This is a genomic window from Ulvibacter sp. 2305UL32-6 (assembly GCF_058148545.1).
On the sequence record NZ_JBYVKA010000002.1, the window covers coordinates 800,175 to 817,570 of the forward strand.

At 38.4% G+C, this 17,396-nt stretch carries 16 protein-coding genes; 13 read left to right on the plus strand and 3 right to left on the minus strand.

The features are described 5' to 3' along the window. Position 1: 1 nt before the first annotated feature. The 11 genes from ACY2RU_RS09550 (at position 2) to ACY2RU_RS09600 (ending at position 12,502) form a co-directional block, all read left to right on the plus strand. Positions 2-562 (plus strand): L-threonylcarbamoyladenylate synthase, encoded by a 561-nt coding sequence (locus ACY2RU_RS09550; protein WP_490138216.1) that lies wholly within the window; start codon positions 2-4, stop codon positions 560-562. Between the two features lie 147 nt (positions 563-709). Further along, positions 710-2,137, plus strand: a complete 1,428-nt coding sequence (locus ACY2RU_RS09555) for a CCA tRNA nucleotidyltransferase (protein ID WP_490138217.1) — start codon at positions 710-712, stop codon at positions 2,135-2,137. Next, positions 2,134-2,676, plus strand: a complete 543-nt coding sequence (locus ACY2RU_RS09560) for a GNAT family N-acetyltransferase (RefSeq protein ID WP_490138218.1) — start codon at positions 2,134-2,136, stop codon at positions 2,674-2,676. The genes ACY2RU_RS09555 and ACY2RU_RS09560 overlap by 4 nt, the downstream gene beginning before the upstream one ends. Continuing rightward, on the plus strand, positions 2,660-3,676 hold the full coding sequence (locus tag ACY2RU_RS09565; RefSeq protein WP_490138286.1) for a COX15/CtaA family protein: 1,017 nt from the start codon (positions 2,660-2,662) through the stop codon (positions 3,674-3,676). The genes ACY2RU_RS09560 and ACY2RU_RS09565 overlap by 17 nt, the downstream gene beginning before the upstream one ends. A gap of 54 nt (positions 3,677-3,730) precedes the next feature. Beyond that, a complete protein-coding gene (locus ACY2RU_RS09570) occupies positions 3,731-4,246 on the plus strand; it encodes an IS1096 element passenger TnpR family protein (protein WP_490138219.1) in 516 nt (171 codons plus the stop codon). Positions 4,247-4,299: 53 nt separating this feature from the next. Then, positions 4,300-5,358 carry a nucleoid-associated protein gene (locus tag ACY2RU_RS09575; RefSeq protein WP_490138220.1) on the plus strand — a complete coding sequence of 353 codons (1,059 nt, stop codon included), beginning with the start codon at positions 4,300-4,302 and terminating at the stop codon, positions 5,356-5,358. Between the two features lie 152 nt (positions 5,359-5,510). Continuing rightward, on the plus strand, positions 5,511-6,407 hold the full coding sequence (locus ACY2RU_RS09580; protein ID WP_490138221.1) for an ABC transporter ATP-binding protein: 897 nt from the start codon (positions 5,511-5,513) through the stop codon (positions 6,405-6,407). Between the two features lies 1 nt (position 6,408). Continuing rightward, positions 6,409-7,248, plus strand: coding sequence for an ABC transporter permease (locus ACY2RU_RS09585; protein ID WP_490138222.1), 840 nt, complete (start codon positions 6,409-6,411; stop codon positions 7,246-7,248). A 73-nt stretch (positions 7,249-7,321) separates the two neighbouring features. Next, positions 7,322-9,763: a T9SS type B sorting domain-containing protein gene (locus ACY2RU_RS09590; protein WP_490138223.1), complete on the plus strand. Its 2,442-nt coding sequence runs from the start codon at positions 7,322-7,324 to the stop codon at positions 9,761-9,763. Between the two features lie 80 nt (positions 9,764-9,843). Beyond that, positions 9,844-11,841 carry an excinuclease ABC subunit UvrB gene (gene uvrB / locus ACY2RU_RS09595; RefSeq protein ID WP_490138224.1) on the plus strand — a complete coding sequence of 666 codons (1,998 nt, stop codon included), beginning with the start codon at positions 9,844-9,846 and terminating at the stop codon, positions 11,839-11,841. Between the two features lie 16 nt (positions 11,842-11,857). Beyond that, complete coding sequence (locus ACY2RU_RS09600) at positions 11,858-12,502, plus strand: hypothetical protein (RefSeq protein ID WP_490138225.1); 645 nt, start codon at positions 11,858-11,860, stop codon at positions 12,500-12,502. On the opposite strand, the gene ACY2RU_RS09605 is transcribed toward ACY2RU_RS09600, so the two are convergent. After that, the gene (locus ACY2RU_RS09605) at positions 12,503-14,026 is read right to left on the minus strand and encodes a GH3 family acyl-acid amido synthetase (protein WP_490138226.1); all 1,524 of its coding nucleotides are present in this window, start codon (positions 14,024-14,026) and stop codon (positions 12,503-12,505) included. A 98-nt stretch (positions 14,027-14,124) separates the two neighbouring features. On the opposite strand from ACY2RU_RS09605, the gene rluF reads away from it, so the two are divergent. Then, on the plus strand, positions 14,125-14,916 hold the full coding sequence (gene rluF / locus ACY2RU_RS09610; protein ID WP_490138227.1) for a 23S rRNA pseudouridine(2604) synthase RluF: 792 nt from the start codon (positions 14,125-14,127) through the stop codon (positions 14,914-14,916). A gap of 77 nt (positions 14,917-14,993) precedes the next feature. Here the strand turns inward: rluF and ACY2RU_RS09615 are convergent, their stop codons facing one another. Beyond that, entirely contained in the window at positions 14,994-15,428 is a 435-nt protein-coding gene (locus tag ACY2RU_RS09615) for an Hsp20/alpha crystallin family protein (protein ID WP_490138228.1), read from the minus strand. A 197-nt stretch (positions 15,429-15,625) separates the two neighbouring features. Here ACY2RU_RS09615 and ACY2RU_RS09620 point away from each other — a divergent pair, with 197 nt between their 5' ends. Beyond that, entirely contained in the window at positions 15,626-16,918 is a 1,293-nt protein-coding gene (locus ACY2RU_RS09620) for a DUF2254 domain-containing protein (RefSeq protein ID WP_490138229.1), read from the plus strand. On the opposite strand, the gene ACY2RU_RS09625 is transcribed toward ACY2RU_RS09620, so the two are convergent. Beyond that, positions 16,915-17,325: a tellurite resistance TerB family protein gene (locus ACY2RU_RS09625; protein WP_490138230.1), complete on the minus strand. Its 411-nt coding sequence runs from the start codon at positions 17,323-17,325 to the stop codon at positions 16,915-16,917. The genes ACY2RU_RS09620 and ACY2RU_RS09625 overlap by 4 nt on opposite strands. Positions 17,326-17,396 lie beyond the last annotated feature (71 nt).

Sequence of the window (17,396 nt, forward strand, 5' to 3'; positions counted from 1 at the left end):
TATGTACGACGAAATTAATAATGCGCTAGAAGTTTTAAAACGCGGCGGACTCATACTTTACCCTACAGATACCGTTTGGGGAATTGGTTGCGACTCTACACATCCCGATGCTATTGAGCGCATTTATGCCCTAAAAAAGCGCACTGATAGTAAAGCAATGATCTGTTTGGTTCACGACTTTAAAATGCTCAATCAGTTTGTGGAAGACGTTCCAGAAGTAGCATACGACATCTTGAGATATGCCGAAAAACCAACCACTATCATCTATGACGACCCTATACGTGTCGCTGAAAATCTGATTGCTGAAGATAATTCGTTAGCCATACGTGTGGTTCAAGATGATTTTTGCAAAAAACTTATCCGAAAGTTTCGTCGTCCTATTGTTTCTACTTCCGCAAATATTAGCGGAGCAAAAACACCTACCGAATTTAAAGAGATAAGTCCGGAGATCATTGCAGGCGTTGACTACGTAGTAAATATAAATCGCTCTAAAAAATCGGCTAAACCTTCGGCTATTATCAAACTTAAGAATAATGGAAGTGTTACGGTCATCAGAAAATAACATTCGTCTAAATCGTTTCCAAAGAAAAGTAGATCTTCTTTTTTTTGCTTCGGAAAGGCAATAAATAGCGATCTATATTTTGGATGACCTATTCTATGTCGTAAATTTGCAAGACGCACTATTGCTTCAAAAAATACTCGTGAATTCGTGGCAAAAACAACCAATTACACAACTGCTTTAACCAATCCGATTTTCAGAACAATAGCACAAGCTGCTACAAATTTAGGTTTAGAAAGTTATGTTATAGGTGGTTTCGTTCGTGATTTTATTCTAAAAAGAGGCGATGCTAAAGATATTGATGTTGTTGCAGTAGGCAGCGGGATCGAATTGGCAAAAGAAGTTTCAAATTTATTGCCTGGAAAACCCAAGGTATCTATTTTTAAAACCTACGGAACAGCAATGCTTAAAACAGGTGGCATTGAAATTGAATTTGTTGGCGCTCGGAAGGAATCGTATAACGAGGACAGCAGAAATCCTGCCGTTGAAAACGGAACACTTGAGGATGATCAAAATAGACGAGATTTTACCATTAACGCCCTTGCATTAAGTTTAAACGAAGCCACTTTTGGAGATTTACTCGATCCTTTTCAAGGTGTGGAAGATCTTCAAAGAAAGATCATAAAAACACCATTAGAACCTGATGTAACCTATAGTGATGACCCATTGCGTATGCTGAGAGCTATTCGGTTTGCGACCCAATTAAATTTTATCATTGATTCTGAATCTCTTGAATCTATTACGCGCAACGCAGATAGGATCAAGATCATTTCCAAAGAACGCATCGTTGATGAGATAAATAAAATTTTACTTGCAGAAGTTCCTTCCAAAGGATTTGCACTGCTCCATAAAACTAAATTATTACCGCATATTTTTCCTGAATTAGTTGCGCTCGAAGGCATTGATGAAAAAGAAGGACAACGCCATAAAGACAATTTCTGGCACACCTTGGAAGTTGTTGATAACATAGCACAGAGAACGGATGATCTTTGGCTCCGATGGGCCGCATTATTACATGATATTGGCAAAGCACCAACCAAACGCTTTGATAAAAAAGTGGGTTGGACATTTCATGCGCATGAATTTGTAGGCTCGAAAATGGTCTTTAAATTATTCAAACGACTAAAAATGCCGCTGAATGATAAAATGAAATTCGTTCAAAAAATGGTACTGATGAGTTCCAGACCTATAGTTTTAGCTTCGGAAGTAACCGATAGCGCTGTGCGCCGACTCGTCTTTGACGCTGGTGATTACGTGGAAGATCTTATGACTTTGTGCGAAGCAGACATCACCACAAAAAATCCAAAAAAATTCAGAAAATATCACGCCAATTTTCAATTGGTTCGTGATAAGATCGTGGAGGTAGAAGAACGTGACCATGTTCGTAATTTCCAACCACCCGTTAGTGGCGAAGAGATCATGAAAGCCTTTAATTTAAGACCCTCAAGAGAGATCGGAATTATTAAAGATGCCATTAAGGAAGCAATTCTGGAAGGCGAAATTCCGAATGAATATGAAGCCGCAAAAATCTTCATGCTTAAAAAAGGAACTGAAATTGGACTAATACCAGCATCATGAAAGATCTAATTTTAGAAACAGAACGGCTAATACTTCGCCCATTCACCATGGATGACGTAGATGGAGTACTTGAATTTAGTTCCAACCCGGAAACACAAAAATATACGGGAGATGTAACGCGCACCACCAAGGCTGAAGTTGAAAATATTATTCAAAATGTATGGTTTAGCGACTACAAAAAGTATGGCTACGGCCGATTTGCCGTTGTTCACAAACAAGACAACAAAGTTATTGGGTTTAGTGGCATTAAATACCTACCCGAAATGGACGCTACAGACCTGGGATATCGCTTTCTACCTCAATATTGGGGCAAAGGGATAGCTACAGAATCGTGTGTCCCAATTTTAAAGTACGCATTTCAGGTGCATAATCTTAACGAAGTCATTGCTATTGTAGAACCTGAAAACTCGGCATCTTCGGCAGTTTTAAAGAAGTTGGGCTTCTCTTTTAATAAATCAGCGCCTTATCCTGCTGAGGAAGACCAAGGGGCTGTAGAATGGTATACTTTGACTAAAAAGGCTTATAATGAAAGACAATAAAAAGGTCATTTACTGGCTACTTACGGGTTGTGCACTTATTTTCATTATGGTAGTGGTTGGCGGAATTACTCGCTTGACACATTCAGGACTTTCTATTTCTAATTACAAGCTAATTTCGGGTACCATTCCGCCTATGAATGAAGTGGAGTGGCAGGAAGCGTTTGAATTGTACAAACAATATCCTGAATATCAGAAGATCAACAACCGTTTCTCATTAGAAGAATTCAAAGATATCTACTTTTGGGAATGGATCCATCGTGTGATTGGGCGATTTATAGGCTTGGTCTTCGTTATTCCTTTTCTTTATTTTCTTCTGAAGAAACAACTAACTAAAGCAACCATCAAAAAGTGTTTGCTGTTACTTTTTTTAGGCGGATTTCAAGGTTTTTTAGGATGGTATATGGTTAAAAGTGGTTTAGTAGATCAACCCGATGTAAGTCATTTCCGGCTAGCTATGCACCTTACAACGGCCTTTATAACTTTTGCTTTTACACTTTGGGTAGCGCTTGACCTTTGGTTTCCGAAGAAAAAAGAGATCAATAAAAATATTCGCAATCTGATCCGTTTTGGACTCATCGTATTGATTGTTCAAATTATTTGGGGAGCATTTGTCGCTGGTCTTGACGCAGGCTGGGTACACAACACCTGGCCCATGATGAGCGAAGGTCAGTTTATGCATGATAGTGTGACCATAGAATATTCCCCCGTTTGGAAAAACTTTGTAGAAGGTAAAAGTGGTGTGCAATTTATTCACAGAAATCTCGCATATGTGGTCGTTGCCATGATCGCCTTGATCTGGTGGAAAACGCGACGTATGACCTTGACACTCTTACAACAACGCGGTGTTAATCTCTTACTTCTACTTGTGCTTGTACAATTTCTTTTAGGTGTCTTGACCCTGCTTTATCACGTACCGGTTTGGTTAGGCGTTTTACATCAAGTTGTAGCCTTTTTCTTATTAGCCGCAATGACGTTTACATTGCATCGTTTTAGTAAATAAGCCAATGACTTTTCGCTAAAAAACCAATATCTTTGTACTATCAAAATTTGAGTTATGATCTATCGATTTCGAGTAATACTCGACGCCAATGAAGATGTTTTTCGCGATATAGAAATCGAAGCCAAAGCTAATCTGGAAGACCTCCACAACGCAATTACGCAGGCTTTCGGATTTGCTGGTCAGGAAATGGCCTCTTTCTATGTAAGTAATGATGCTTGGGAACAAGGAGAAGAGATCGCTCTCTTTGATATGAGCGAAACGCCAGGTGCATTACGTGTGATGAGTGAAACCATTCTTGAAAATACAGTGTGGGAAAGACAAACCAAACTTATCTATGTTTATGACTTCTTGAACATGTGGACTTTTCTCGTTGAATTGGCTGAAATTGCTGAACGCGAAGAAGGACGTATCTACCCTAATTTAATGTTCGCGCATGGAGAAATTCCGGAAGAGGCCACCGAACTTGAATTTATCGCTGAAGGCGACGAAGACGATGATGATTTTGAAGAAGACTATGATCTTGATCCCGAAGATTACGACAATCTTGACTTCGATGAAAACTGGAATTAAGCCAGTAAATTCAACAAACTACAACATTTCCACCTAGCTAATATTCTAAACGAATGATCAATTTATATTCTGCGCATATTGCTTCATTGTCTATCCACCGCGTGGGTAACAAAAGCAAAAATGAATCCCTTCTTCTTTCTGAAGCTCCTTATCAAATGGATGACGAGATCGCTCCCTTACTAAAAGAGTTTTTTCTAAAACCTTTTCGCGACAAAGAGGAAAGTTATTATCAATTTGCGCATGATACCGATCTTGAATTTCATGATCTATTTTCAATAGCTTCGGAAATCTTCGATCAGCCAGAAAATATCCATACCCTGAGCAAAAAAATAACAACACATCTTTTTGAACAATCAATGCACCCTCATATCAAGAGCGGTGAAGTATATATTGCTTTTCTCGAAAATCTTCAAATAGACAATGAAAAAGTAAACGGGATTGGAATCTTCAAATCGGAACTAAAACAAGATTTCCTTCAATTCTCTGAAAAAGGAAGTCAGTTAGAAGCACAACTTCAACAAGGTGTTAACCTCAACAAACTAGATAAAGGCTGTCTTATTTTCAACACAAAAAAAGAAGAAGGTTATAAAATTCTTTCTGTTGACAGCAATCGTTACGACGCACGCTATTGGTTAGAAAGCTTTTTAGGAGTAGATATCTGCGCCGATGACAACTTCCACACTAAGAAATATTTAAAATTCTGTCAGGATTTTGCTAAAGACGTCGTACTTCCTGCTGAAGACAAAAAAGAAGAAGTATTATTTATGAACCGTGCTGTAAACCATTTTGCTAAAAATGATCAGTTTGAAGAGACGGCATTCATGAATGACGTGATTGAAAATCCAGCGCTAATCCCTGAATTTGCTCATTACAAGCAAGAAAAAGCTCCAAAGTACAGTATTGAAGATCTAACTACTTTTCCTATTGCAAACACTGCTGTTACCGCGGCACGAAAGAAAATCAAAAATGTTATTAATCTAGATACCAATATCCAGATCAAGTTAGATTTTGTAAACGCAGAAAGTGCCGATAAATTTGTTGAAAAAGGCTGGGACGAAGAAAAGCAGATGTATTACTATCTTGTCTACTTTAACAAGGAAGAAAAAAGCTAAGCAAAAAACAAGCAACTTTCTTAAACGATAAACAGACCTAATATTTTTTAGCGTCCGTGTTATTCTCTAAATATTCACTAAGTTTTATATTTGGTGTAACAAAAGTCACCCTATTTCGTCATACTTATAACCAACCACCAAAATAAGTTTTTGTGAATACTATACTCACGATTAACAATCTAACTAAAAAATTTGGCCCCATCACTGCGGTCAAAAATCTTTCCTTTACCATTGAAAAAGGAAATGTTTACGGCATCTTAGGTCCTAACGGAAGTGGAAAATCAACCACACTGGGTATCGTATTGAACGTTGTAAATAAAACCTCCGGAGATTTCCATTGGTTTGACGGCAGCGGCTCTACCCATCAAGCCTTAAAAAAGGTTGGCGCGATCATCGAGCGACCTAATTTCTACCCGTATATGACGGCATATCAGAATCTAGCACTCGTGTGTAAGATCAAGGAAGTGCCTACACTTAAAATTCAGGAAAAACTTAGTATTGTTGGTCTGGAAGAACGCATGCATAGCAAGTTCAGCACCTTTTCTTTAGGTATGAAACAACGTCTAGCGATTGCTTCTGCCCTCTTAAATGATCCCGAAATTTTAATTTTAGACGAGCCTACAAACGGCCTCGACCCGCAGGGAATTCATCAAATTAGAGAGATCATAAAAAAGATCGCTTCCGAAGGAACAACGATCCTATTGGCATCACACCTTCTAGACGAAGTTGAAAAAGTATGTACGCATGTGGTTATTCTTCGGAAAGGTGAAAGCCTCTACACAGGTAGTGTGGATAATATGAATGCTAGTCATGGCTTCTTTATTTTGAGAAGTGCAGACATGGTAGCATTACAAGCGGCTTTGGAAGGGCACAACTCCTTCGGAAATATAAAACATGAAGGAGATACCTTAGTAGCCTATCTCAATGAACCTATGGATTCTTCCGAACTAAACAAACTAATGTTTAACCAAGGTATTATTCTTTCACATCTTGTAAAACGAAAAGAGAGCCTTGAAGAACAATTCCTTGAACTGACCAAAACTAAATAAGATGCTTAGACTACTTAACATAGAACTTCAAAAACTGAAGTACAATCGGTCGGCCAAGGTTATCTCGATCGTTTATTTTGCGCTTATCGGCTTTACAGCATTCATCGTTTCCATCGAATTTAATTTTGGTGGTGTCAACTTTCGCGTAGCCGACCAAGGCATCTTCAATTTTCCTTTTATTTGGCATTTTAACACTTGGGTGGTTGCATGGCTCAAGATCTTTTTCGCCATCGTTATCGTTTCCATCGTTTCCAACGAATACAGTTATCGTACGATTAAACAAAATCTCATTGATGGTCTTAGTAAACGCGAGTTTCTTACGTCTAAGTTTATCACAGTTGTTCTATTTACGGTGATCTCAACGATCGCCCTGTTTCTAGTTTCATTGATACTCGGACTCATATTCTCTGACTATACAGAATTCTCGATCATCTTTAGCGATATGCAATACATATTTGCTTATTTCTTAAAGCTACTGACTTTCTTTAGTTTCTGTATGTTCTTAGGTTTTTGGATCAAACGATCTGCATTTGCTTTAGGATTTTTAGGACTATGGCAGGTGATCGAAGGCCTTATCGCGATACTATTTCAGTATATAAAAATAAAAACAGACGTCAATCTCTTTGATACAGTCTACAATTTTTTACCCCTCAATGCCATGTCAGATCTAGTTCCTGAACCTTTTACCCGCTTTGGCGCCGTGCAATCTGCTGCCAATCAGTTGGGCGAAAGTTTTAACAAAAACTATGACGTACCTTGGTTGTCGGTAGGTATTTGTATTCTTTGGACCATCATTTTTGTTTACGGTTCATATGCGATTCTAAAAAAGCGCGATCTCTAAATACCTCCTTATTCGCTAACTCATTTACAAGGCTGAGAGATTATATGTATATTTAGCATACAATCTCTTAGCCATGCGTTTTTTACGTTTATTTCTGAAATATATTTTGCTGCTTTTCTCCACCATGGTCTGGAGTCAAGATATAGCACTCTTTGAGCAGTTTAATGGGCGTTATGACTATCTTTCCTTCGGAAACACACTCAACATTCAAGAAAATGGAGGCGGCACAGCCTGTGATATCCTTTCTGAAAGCGCGGCAGATTTTGAACTACAACCCGGACAACAGATTGTTAAAGCATATCTTTACTGGGCTGGCTCTGGAACGGGAGATCTTGAGGTCGCTTTAAACGGAACTCCCGTTGCTTCGGAAAGAGAGTTTTCCTATTCATACGATGCTGGAAATGGAGTTGAATACTTCTATTTCGCGGCTCAAGCCGATGTTACTAGTATTCTTACTTCCGCAGGAAACGGAAGCTATACCTTATCAGATCTAGACTTATTTGATGCGATACAACCCTTCTGTCAGCTAAATGGTGGCAACGCTACTAATTTCGGAGGCTGGGCCGTAACCGTGATCTACGAGGATGCATCCTTAACCTTAAATCAAGTAAACCTTTTTGACGGTTTCGAGTCTGTTTCCTCAGTAAACCAAGAAATCATTATCGAACTTAACAATTTAAATGTTTTAGACAACAACGGCGCAAAAATTGGTTTTCTAGCTTGGGAAGGTGATGTTAATATCGCCAATAATGAGACCCTTCGGTTTAATAATTCCATATTGAGTAATGCTCTAAACCCTGCAGACAACCAGTTTAACGGTACCAATAGTTTTACCGGTAGCAGTGAAATGTTTAATATGGATATCGACTTTTACGACATCGAAAACAATATCCAACCAGGTGATCAAAGTGCATTAGTTCGTATTACTTCTAGCCAAGACCTGGTTCTGATCAATAATGTAGTCACCGTGCTCAATACAGAACTTCCCGATGCGACAATAGAAGTTGATAATATTGAAGGAGGAACCGTATGTGGTGATCGCGAACTTGTTTTAGACTATACGGTTTACAACATAAACAGCACAGCAGTACTTCCTGCCAACACACCCATCGCTTTTTATGCTAATAGTACGCTTATGGGGCAATCGGCTACACAAAGTGATATCGCTATTGACGGACAAGAAAGTGGAAGTATAACGCTAACAGTACCAAATGGTATTCCAGCCGATTTTCAAATTCGGGTGTTTGTAGATGACGACGGAAACGGAAACAGTACTGTCAATGAAACGAATGAAGACAATAATTTCTTTTTTGTCGATTTTCATCTTTTACTTTTTCCTGAAATAGTAGGTTTACGAAATATTGAGATCTGTGATGCCGTTGGGCTCGAACTCTTTGACCTTACTTCAGTAACCAGTCAAATTGATCCTATCAATACGATAACGTATCATATTTCCGAAGAAGATGCAGAAAATAATGTTGACCCCATTCCCAACCCCGAAGCCTACGAAAACATCGAAAATCCGCAAACTATTTGGATTCGTGTGTCAAACCCTGATTGCTTTGTAATTGATAGCTTTGAGATCGAAATTATTATTTGTCCGTTGCCCGATGCAACCATTATGGTCACCAACGACTTAAACGCTTGTAGAAAGCGTGATCTGCAAGTTGACTATCTAGTGAGCAACGTCGAAGCTACCGGACCGTTGCCAGCTGCTACGCCTATTGCTTTTTATGTTGACGGACTGCTTCTAGGTCAAGCCGAAACACAAAATATCATTCCCATTGGAGGTAGTGAGCCAGGTAGTATTGTTTTAATGCTTTCTGAAGATGTCCCTGACACATTTATGCTGTTGCTTGTTGCTGATGATGTTGGCGATGGCAGTGGCATTGTAGAAGAATTAAATGAATTCAATAATGAATTTGAGATCGTTGTGCAATTTGGAAGCATCCCTCCTATTCCCATACTGCCAGATCTAGAGGCTTGTGACACTGGAAATGGTATCGGAATTTTTAATCTGCGGTTACAAGATCCGCTTATTTCTAGTGACCCAAATGACGTGATCGATTACTTTACAAATTTCGACGATGCCGTAGCAAATGTCAACCCAATCGCAGATCCTGAACAATTTCAAAATCTTACCGATCCACAAGCCGTGTATGTTCGTCAAGAAAACGAGATCTGTTTTGCGGTAACGTCGTTTTTGGTCACTACCATAAAGTGTGAACCTACCATTTATGAAGGCATGTCGCCCGAAGGTGATGGTAAAAATGATGTGTTTATTATTGAAGGCTTGATCGATGTGTTTAAAGATTTCAACCTTAAAATATACAGCCGAGAGGGAAATTTGATCTATGAAGGCGGAAATGAGGACGGACTCTGGGATGGCATCCCGAACACAGGTTTATTATATAAAGACGCTCTCGTACCTGTTGGAACGTATTATTACGTACTTCAATTAAATGACCCTAAATTTCCAGATCCGTATATTCGGTTTATTTATGTTAATTATTAGATAACATTCCGCCGAAAGCACACAAAATCGACCAGCAACTGTATGATATTCTTTATTTTTGATACTTCTGAAGCAACGCCATGAAATTCAAAATTAAATCAGAGTTCGAACCAACCGGAGATCAACCACAAGCTATAAAAGCGTTGGTTGACGGACTTAATTCCGAAGAAAAATACCAGACACTTCTTGGTGTTACGGGTAGTGGTAAAACCTTTACTGTAGCAAATGTAGTTGAGAGCGTTCAAAAACCGACCCTTGTCTTAGCCCACAACAAAACGCTTGCCGCGCAACTTTATACAGAGTTTAAAAATCTCTTTCCTGAAAATGCCGTGGAGTATTTTGTTTCTTATTACGATTACTATCAACCCGAAGCATTTATTCCATCAAGCGGAACTTATATCGAGAAAGATCTATCGATCAATGAAGAAATTGAAGTGATGCGTTTAAGCACGACTTCCTCCCTACTTTCAGGGAGACGGGATGTTTTAGTGGTTGCTTCGGTTTCATGTCTCTACGGAATTGGAAACCCAGCGGAATTTCAGAAGAATGTGATTTCGCTCCAATCTGGTCAGGTCATTTCTCGAACAAAACTATTACACCAGCTTGTTCAGGCATTATACGCCAGAACTGAAGTAGATTTTCACCATGGCCGTTTCAGAATAAAAGGCGACACAGTAGATGTATTTCCAGGATATGCAGACCATGCGTTTCGGATTCATTTCTTCGGAGATGAGATCGAAGAGATCGAATCGTTCGACCCGAAGACCAATGAGGTCATCATGAAATATGACAATCTGAATATTTACCCTGCCAATATGTTTGTAACCTCTCCTGACGTTTTACAAGGAGCTATAAAAAACATACAGGATGACCTTGTTAAACAAGTTGATTATTTTAAAGAAATAGGGAAACATTTAGAAGCAAAACGTCTTGAAGAACGCACCACTTTCGACCTCGAAATGATTCGTGAATTAGGCTATTGTAGCGGAATTGAAAACTATTCGCGCTATTTAGATCAGCGTTTACCCGGCTCGAGACCTTTCTGTTTGTTAGATTTTTTCCCAAATGACTATTTAATGATCGTGGACGAAAGTCACGTTTCTATTCCTCAAGTTGGCGCTATGTACGGCGGTGACCGCTCGAGAAAGGAAAATTTGGTAGAATATGGCTTCCGATTGCCAGCCGCAATGGATAACCGTCCTTTAAAGTTTGAAGAGTTCGAGGCAATGCAAAATCAGGTGATCTATGTGAGTGCTACGCCAGCCGACTATGAACTTGAAAAGAGTGACGGGGTTTATGTTGAACAGGTCATTCGTCCAACAGGATTACTGGATCCACCTATTGAAGTACGACCTAGCCTGAATCAAATCGATGATCTTCTTGAAGAAATTCAACTGCGAATAGAAAAAGATGAGCGAGTTTTAGTCACGACGCTTACAAAACGTATGGCAGAAGAACTCACCAAATATTTAACCCGTGTACAGATACGCACACGTTATATACACAGTGATGTTGATACTTTGGAGCGTGTTGAGATCATGCAGGACTTACGTCTTGGACTGTTTGATGTACTTGTTGGGGTGAATCTATTACGTGAAGGGCTTGACTTACCTGAAGTTTCTTTAGTGGCAATTTTAGATGCAGACAAAGAAGGATTCTTACGGAGCAATCGCTCGCTAACACAAACGGTTGGGCGAGCCGCTCGTAATTTGAATGGAAAAGCGATCATGTATGCCGATAAGATCACCAAAAGCATGCAGCTCACTATTGATGGTACAAACTACCGAAGAGAGAAGCAAATTGCTCATAACAAAGCCAATAATATAACACCAACACAGATCAAAAAGTCATTCGACAATGCCCTTACAAAATCGAAGCAAGAGGCTTATATGTTTGAAACTGCGGAAAGTTTAGCTGCGGAAGCTGCCAATGAATATTTGACAAAACCACAGATCGAGAAAAAAATTCGCGATACGCGTAAAGCGATGGAGAAGTCGGCTAAAGACCTTGATTTTATGATGGCGGCTAAGTTACGCGATCAGATCAAATCACTTCAGAAGCAATTAGAAACAGCGTAAAAGCGAATAGTTTATCATGCTCTTAACACAATATCTTTACATCCTTTTGTATTTTCCTCTTTCTATGATTTCAACTAATGCAATTGATCTACAATCGAAAGTTATTCCGAAGAGCATCGAAAAAGAAGCGCTATCGGCTTTATCGTATTATCCAGAATTGAAGGATACTGAGATTACTTTTAAATTTAAAGATCACATTAAAAAATCGACCATGCAGGCGCAGCCAACTGTTGGCAGTTTTTTTAAGTCGAAGGAAAACCGAGGTTATATAATTTTGATCAGCAGAAAAATACAAATAGATGGCGAGCATTTTTCGATTGACGATATACCAAGTGATGTGATCATTGGTTGGCTAGGTCACGAATTAGGTCATGTGATGGACTATAGAGAGCGCAGCAATGTAGGGATGCTTATCTTCGGAATGAAATATCTGTTTTCAAGCGGTCATATCAAGGAAGTTGAACGGGCTGCTGATACTTTTGCTATTCAACATGGGATGGGTGATTATATACTAATGACTAAAAATTTCATTCTCGATCACGCGAGTATTTCAGAAAAATACAAAGCAAAACTACGTCGTTTGTACATGTCTCCGGAAGAGGTAATGCATTTGATCAATGATCAATCAGAAAAACTTGAAGAACAACTAATTGATCACTAATTAGCTGTTTTCCGAAACAAAAGATTTCCATGCTTCAAACTTTTCTTCATTCATAACCCGCTCCATTTTTACCTGTCCGCCTTTCTTCTTATTTTTCGCGTTCCACTCATAAAAAACCGCTGGTTTTACCGTATCAACGATCACACCCTTTAGCGCTTTTGACCGTGCTACTTTATAATTTTTATTAGCCTCCTTTAGTGCCTTATCTAAGGCTTCTGCAAGCTGCTTACCGTCAGTATTTGCATCTGTTCCTAGGTACCAATGATGGTAAAATTCGCCATCGATGTTGATCGCTGCCAAGGTGAATTCAGGAATTTTAATATCAAACTCATGCTCTAGTTCGCGTAAAGCGGTTTCCATTTTATTTACAGAAAGCTGTGAACCCACAACATTTAAAAAGAACTTGGTTCGCCCGGTGATCATGATCTCAGCGCGCGCTACGTCGGTAAAGGCGATAGTATCGCCAATAAGGTATCGCCAAGCCCCTGAAACCGTGCTAATAATTAATACATAATCTTGATCTGTCTCTACTTCTTCCAAAGTAAGAATAGGCGCATCCTGTGAAATACTTCCGTCTTCTTGTATATATTCAGGTTGAAATGGAACAAATTCAAAGTAGATCCCATTATCGGTTACGAGTCGCATAGCAGTTGTATCGGGACGCTGCTGAAAGGCAATAAATCCTTCCGAAGCAAGATAGGTATCTATCACGGTCACAGGCTTAGATAACAGTTGTTTAAAGCTTTTTTCGTATGGCTGGAAGGCAACTCCACCACTCGTATAGACTTGTAAATTGGGCCAAATTTCATGGATATTTGCTACCTTATGATATGCAATAACTTCCTTCATCATCAATTCAATCCATGACGGAATACCGCTTAAAGCACCAATATCCCAAGATTTTGCCTGTTCTGCAATGGTTTTTACTCGTTTATCCCAATCGTCGATTTTGGCAATATCCTCACCGGGCTTATAATACCCTTTAAACCAAAATGGAATGTTGCTAGCACTGATACCACTGATCTCACCTTCCAAAAATTCATCTCGTTCATTGAGGTCTGTAGAACTTCCAAGCATCATGATCTCTTTTTCGAAAAAATCGGTTGGAAGATCAAAATTTGATAAGGCGCCTACTTGTTTGATTCCTGCGCCCCGAATGGCATCGATCATCGCATCGGTAACAGGAATTCGCTTACTGGTTTTTCCTGTAGTTCCACTACTCAGGGCAAAATACGAAGGCTTTCCTGGCCAAGTTATATCTTCAAATCCCTTTTCTACTCTGTTCCACCAATTGGATTGCATTTTATTATAATCGTGAAATGGAATCTCTTTTGCAAAAAGGCTTCGGAAATCATCCGATTCCAAAATACGCGTAAATCCATAATACTTTCCAAAGGCTGTATCCTTTGCTGTATTCAGTAAATTTTTAAGCACTTCTTTTTGTGCCTCAACGGGTGAAGTTTCAGAAACCAACGAATCCCGAAGATCAATTGCTCCTTTAATAATTGAACCTAAAATTGCCATAGTACAAGTTTATTTCTTAAAAATACATTTTTCGATAAATTTTGGAAGTGGCTTTAAAGTAAGTTTAACCTTTAACCTCAATATAGTACCTTTGTAATATGGCACATCATCCAGATTCTACAAGGCTAAATAAAGCAATAAGCGATAGTGGTTACTGTTCGCGAAGGCAAGCCGACACGCTTATTGAGCAAGGTCGCGTTACCTTAAATGGCGAGCGAGTGTCTCTTGGCGACAGAGCAATGCCTAACGACGAAATTAAGGTCGATGGAAAGCTTATTACTGAAAACGATACGCTTGTTTATATCGCCTTAAACAAACCCGTTGGCATAACATGTACAACAGATCTCCGTGTCGAAGGAAATGTAGTTGAATTTATTGGTCACAAGGAACGCATTTTTCACGTTGGAAGATTAGATAAACCCAGCGAAGGCCTGCTTTTAATGACCAATGACGGTGATATCGTAAATAAGATCCTACGCGCAGGAAACAGACACGAAAAAGAATATGTAGTAAAAGTGGATAGACCAGTCACGGATGATTTTATCAAAAAAATGAGTGGGGGAATTCCGCTACAGGAATTAAATACAACAACAAAACCGTGTAAAGTTGAGCGCGTTAGTAGATTTGTTTTTAAGATTATTCTCGTTCAAGGACTAAACAGACAAATTAGACGTATGTGCGAATATTTAGGTTATGAAGTAGTAGAATTAAAACGACTTCGCATCATGAATATTAATTTGGGAGACCTACCTACAGGAGAATGGCGGGATTTGACTGCAGCTGAATTAAAGGGATTGCGAGATTCGGTAAGTGAATCTGATAACAGTTCTTTTGTTGATGTTGAGACTGAAAAGAAGGAACGACGAGGAAGACGCGGAAGGCAATCGTAATTTTTGGGCATAAAAAAACCACGCACCGATTGAGTAATGCGTGGTCGTTTCAACTAACTAACCAAATTAAATTTCAATTATGAAATCTCAACCATTTTCTTCAATTCTTTCTTCTCTTCTAACTTTGGAAGGACTATCGATAAGATACCGTCTTCGTAAGTTGCTTTAATATCTTCGACATCTACCGTTTCTGGTAGGACAAAGCTTCGTGAAAAATTCTTGTAATTAAACTCTTTTCGAGTGTATTTTATTGTGTCTTTTGTTTCGGTTTGCTCTTCTTCTGTCGTAATTTTCGCTGAAACTTTCAAAGTTTTATCTTCTACTTCAATCGAAAAATCTGACTTCTTTAACCCGGGTACAGCTAAAGCCACGACAAAGTTCGTGAAATTCTCAGATATATTTATCTTGGGAATGCTAAAGTTTTCATAATTAGGTACATCCAATCGATTCTCTATCAAAAGATCGTCCAAAATAGTGGGTAACCAGCCGTTTGTTTTATTTAATACTCTCATTGTCTTTGTTTTAAAATTTGTATTCTTTGGGTTGAGTATAGCAATTAGAATTCCAAAACATAAACACAGTCAACTTGTCTTAAATTAAGTGGTTTTGCATGTCTTTTTGTCTTGAATCGCATGGAAATCACTTGTTTTTACCGAATTTTTAAGAAAAAGCGAGTTATATATAAGTACTTTTAGACAAAAGATTTTTAATGAAAGGACTTTACATTCGCATTATTTCGTTTTTTAATACTATTCAAGGGAAGATCGCCTTTTACCCAACGCTTCTCGCGATCTTAGGTTTTAATTTTGCCTTTGCGATGGCCGCTTTAGAAAACACTGGAGTTTCTAAGGCCTTGATAAAATATGTTCCACAGTTGATGCTAGAAGACGGCGATACTGCATTAACCATCATTAGTGTTTGTATTGGAGGACTCATTTCTATGATGGTCTTTAGTTTTTCTATGGTAATGCTGTTGCTGAGTCAGGCATCTAGTAATTTCTCACCGAGACTCCTACCCGGTCTCATAAGTGATAAAAAAAATCAAGTGATATTAGGCACCTATTTAGCCAGCATACTTTATTTGATCTTTACCATGTTCGCCATAGAACCAGATGATAAAAAGTACGCTTTGCCTGGTTTGTCCATTTTAATAGGTATTATCTTAACAATTGTATGTTTAGGGTTGTTTATCTACTTTATTCATAATATGTCCCAGAGTATACAGATCAACAATATTCTCGATGGCATTTTCGATAAATCGAAAAAACGTTTAACCGAAATGATCGCACAAGAAGGGCAACAAAAAAACTATAGCGTTAAAGGTTTTCCAAATACAGATAATTGGTTTAGTTATACTTCCAAACACAGTGGATACCTGCAAAACATTTCAGAAAAAAACATGTGCAACTTTTGCGAAGAGAATGGAACACGCTTTCACATTTTGGTTCCTAAAGGTTTTTTCGTTTTAAAGAACCTACCTCTACTAAGATCGGAGAAGGAGCTTTCAGAAGAAGACGTAGACAAAATTTTATCAAACATCAATTTTGATCGTGGAGAATTTGTAGAAGATAACTATGTGTTAGCCTTTAAACAAATCACCGAAATTGCTGTCAAAGCAATGTCTCCAGGCGTAAATGATCCTGGTACGGCTATCAATGCCATAGATTATTTGACCGAGCTTTTTGCATTGAGGATGAAAAAAATAGATGGTTCAATTCTCACTAAAAATGATACATCTTACGTGAAAATAAACGCAGTTTCATTTAAAAATCTATTGTATCAATCTATGGCATCGCTAAGGACGTATTGCAAACACGATCCAGTGATCGTTCAGAAGCTCATTTTGATGCTTTCTTACTTAAAAGTCCAAGAAAATTGCGGAGATCCAGCATACCAGAAGTCGGTTTCCAAAGAATTAAAAACACTCCTTAAAGATGCTAAGCGCGCTATTTCAGCGAAACAAGACTGGAAAAAAATTAAGAAACTAGTACCAAAGTCTTAATTGTAGTAGGTTTGGAATATTTGGATCAAATGTTGGGGAGGAATGATCTTATCTTCGAAATTCTCCATTTCGATAAGCACACGATTAATGGCTCCTGGTCGAATTCCCATACGAATACCAAATAATCGAATAGTATGCACTTCATTTTCATGTGTTTCCCGATCAACATTCATCAATAATACCAATTTGTGAAAATGAGTAATACGTTCTACTTCTGTAAACGAAGTTTTTGAAGGTAACGGATCTTTAAATAAAAGGTCAATTTCTTCCTTAGAAATATTCATGCGTTTTGCAACTCTTGTTATAAAGTCATATTCTGCATCAGTAACCTTATCGTCAGCATGAGCCAACACTATTAGATCACTTAAAAGGGCTTGGTTATTTTTATTCATACTAAATGGAAGCATTAAAACGATTTCATTTCAAATATAAAAAAACCCGGATGATGAGGCCGGGTTTTCAATTAAATTTTAGTTTC

What these genes read in the sequence shown, in the direction of transcription:
- ACY2RU_RS09550 (WP_490138216.1), top strand. Translation starts at nt 2, where the DNA reads ATGTACGACGAAATTAATAATGCGCTAGAAGTTTTAAAACGCGGCGGA.
- ACY2RU_RS09560 (WP_490138218.1), top strand. Translation starts at nt 2,134, where the DNA reads ATGAAAGATCTAATTTTAGAAACAGAACGGCTAATACTTCGCCCATTC.
- ACY2RU_RS09570 (WP_490138219.1), top strand. Translation starts at nt 3,731, where the DNA reads ATGATCTATCGATTTCGAGTAATACTCGACGCCAATGAAGATGTTTTT.
- ACY2RU_RS09575 (WP_490138220.1), top strand. Translation starts at nt 4,300, where the DNA reads ATGATCAATTTATATTCTGCGCATATTGCTTCATTGTCTATCCACCGC.
- ACY2RU_RS09585 (WP_490138222.1), top strand. Translation starts at nt 6,409, where the DNA reads ATGCTTAGACTACTTAACATAGAACTTCAAAAACTGAAGTACAATCGG.
- ACY2RU_RS09590 (WP_490138223.1), top strand. Translation starts at nt 7,322, where the DNA reads ATGCGTTTTTTACGTTTATTTCTGAAATATATTTTGCTGCTTTTCTCC.
- uvrB (WP_490138224.1), top strand. Translation starts at nt 9,844, where the DNA reads ATGAAATTCAAAATTAAATCAGAGTTCGAACCAACCGGAGATCAACCA.
- ACY2RU_RS09600 (WP_490138225.1), top strand. Translation starts at nt 11,858, where the DNA reads ATGCTCTTAACACAATATCTTTACATCCTTTTGTATTTTCCTCTTTCT.
- ACY2RU_RS09605 (WP_490138226.1), bottom strand. Translation starts at nt 14,026, where the DNA reads ATGGCAATTTTAGGTTCAATTATTAAAGGAGCAATTGATCTTCGGGAT.
- rluF (WP_490138227.1), top strand. Translation starts at nt 14,125, where the DNA reads ATGGCACATCATCCAGATTCTACAAGGCTAAATAAAGCAATAAGCGAT.
- ACY2RU_RS09615 (WP_490138228.1), bottom strand. Translation starts at nt 15,428, where the DNA reads ATGAGAGTATTAAATAAAACAAACGGCTGGTTACCCACTATTTTGGAC.
- ACY2RU_RS09620 (WP_490138229.1), top strand. Translation starts at nt 15,626, where the DNA reads ATGAAAGGACTTTACATTCGCATTATTTCGTTTTTTAATACTATTCAA.
- ACY2RU_RS09625 (WP_490138230.1), bottom strand. Translation starts at nt 17,325, where the DNA reads ATGCTTCCATTTAGTATGAATAAAAATAACCAAGCCCTTTTAAGTGAT.